This is a genomic window from Actinobacillus ureae ATCC 25976 (assembly GCF_000188255.1).
GTDB classification, from domain to species: Bacteria; Pseudomonadota; Gammaproteobacteria; order Enterobacterales; family Pasteurellaceae; genus Actinobacillus; species Actinobacillus ureae.
On sequence record NZ_GL831081.1, the window covers coordinates 166172 to 168220 of the forward strand.

General features: G+C 41.7%; 2 protein-coding genes and 1 pseudogene. All 3 read left to right on the forward strand.

Annotated elements, in window-relative coordinates; all coding sequences use genetic code 11:
* A partial coding sequence (locus tag HMPREF0027_RS08650) for an IS3 family transposase (protein ID WP_155812121.1) occupies nucleotides 1-296 on the forward strand: 296 nt, incomplete at its 5' end.
* Between the two features lie 143 nt (nucleotides 297-439).
* Nucleotides 440-1477 carry a branched-chain amino acid aminotransferase gene (locus HMPREF0027_RS08655; protein WP_005624283.1) on the forward strand — a complete coding sequence of 346 codons (1038 nt, stop codon included), beginning with the start codon at nucleotides 440-442 and terminating at the stop codon, nucleotides 1475-1477.
* A gap of 87 nt (nucleotides 1478-1564) precedes the next feature.
* A pseudogene (locus HMPREF0027_RS08660) lies at nucleotides 1565-1909 on the forward strand (RidA family protein).
* The last annotated feature ends 140 nt before the right edge of the window (nucleotides 1910-2049 follow it).

Here is a 2049-nt window from a genome sequence, read left to right on the forward strand (position 1 = left end):
ATTTTTACATTCCGACCCAAGGCTGGCAATACCAGATGGCAGGCTATCAAGACATGCTAAGAAAACATCATATTAGACAAAGTATGTCGAGAAAAGGGAATGGCTTGGATAATGGGGCAATGGAAAGTTTCTTTGGGCGATTGAAAACGGAATGTTACTTTGGTAAGAGATTTGAAACCTTCGAACAGCTTGAGAAAGTGATTCATGCGTACATTCATTATTACAACAATGAGCGTATTCAAGTGAAATTAAAAGGACTGAGCCCTGTACAATACAGAACGCAGTCCTTAAATTAAACAGTCTAACTTTTTAGGGTCAGATCAATTCGCTTGGGCTTTTTTTCGACAAAAAAATGCCATTTTGCTCTTACATTCCGCTTCGTTTTTGGCTTACAATGTGAAAATTCATTTTTAAGAAATAACAATAAGGACACAACAACATGGCTTTAAAAGATTTAGATTGGGCTAACTTAGGCTTTTCCTACATTAAAACGGATTATCGCTTCATCGCACACTGGAAAGATGGTAAATGGGATGACGCTCAATTAACCACAGATAACACTCTCCACATTCACGAAGGTTCAACCGCACTTCACTACGGTCAACAATGTTTCGAAGGTTTAAAAGCCTATCGCTGCAAAGACGGTTCTATTAACTTATTCCGCCCTGAAGAAAATGCAAAACGTATGCAAGGTACTGCACGTCGTTTATTAATGGCGGAAGTGCCGACTGAGTTATTTGTGCGTGCTTGTAAAGAAGTAGTAAAAGCAAACCAAGATTGGTTAGGCCCATACGGTTCAGGTGCTACACTTTACTTACGTCCGTTCTTAATCGGCGTGGGTGAAAATATTGGTGTTAAAGCGGCACCGGAATACATTTTCTCCGTATTCTGCTGTCCGGTGGGTGCGTATTTTAAAGGTGGTTTAGCGCCGTCTAGCTTCATCACAACCGACTACGACCGTGCGGCTCCAATGGGAACCGGCGGAGTTAAAGTGGGTGGTAACTATGCGGCAAGTTTATTACCGCACGAATTAGCGACAGAACAAGGCACAGCAACACGTAAATTTGCCGATGCGATCTACCTTGATCCGAAAACTCATACCAAAATTGAAGAAGTGGGTGCAGCAAACTTCTTCGGTATTACCAAAGACAATAAATTTATTACCCCAGCGTCAGACTCGATCTTACCAAGTATTACCAAATACTCGTTATTACATATTGCTAAAGAGCGTTTAGGTATGGAAACGATTGAAGGCGACGTATATATTGATCAATTAGATCAATTCGCCGAAGCCGGCGCTTGCGGTACAGCGGCGGTAATTACACCGGTTGGCGGTATTCAACATAAAGATAACTTCCACGTATTCTATTCGGAAACGGAAGTTGGCCCAGTAACAAAACGCTTATATGCGGAACTTACCGGTATCCAATTCGGTGATGTTGAAGCACCGGAAGGCTGGATTGTAAAAGTAGAATAAGTCGATTTAAGCTGTGACAAGCGGTAAAATTTTGCAATTTTTTTGCAAATTTCTACCGCTTGTTTTCTTTCAAATATAAGGAATATTATGATTCAACGTATTGATGTCAGTAAACGTTTCTCTGAAGTTGCCATTTATAACGGAGTTGCTTATCTCGCCGGTCAAGTGCCGACAGACGATAGCCAAGATGCTTATCAGCAAACCAAACAAGTGCTTGCGGAAATTGATAAATTCTTAGCTAAAGCGAATACCGATAAAAGTAAGATCTTAATGGCAACCGTCTATCTTGCGAATATGGCTTATTATGATGAAATGAACCGTGCGTGGGACTAATGGGTGGCGGAAAACAATGCGCCACCACGGGCTGCGGTGGAAGCAAGACTCGCAAATCCGAATTGGGAGGTTGAAATCGTAGTGAATGCTGCGGTATAACTAAAAGCGTGGAGCTGAACAGGCTTACCCACGCTTTTTTACTATAGGAGGTAATATGCGATCCCCATTTTATCGTCAGGCGCATATATTCTTAATCGGTGGTGCAGCTGATCAAGAACCTTATTATTTTGGGCTGTAGT

Bases quoted from the DNA above. Each gene is read 5' to 3' on its own strand.
- HMPREF0027_RS08655 (WP_005624283.1), top strand. From the start codon at position 440: ATGGCTTTAAAAGATTTAGATTGGGCTAACTTAGGCTTTTCCTACATT.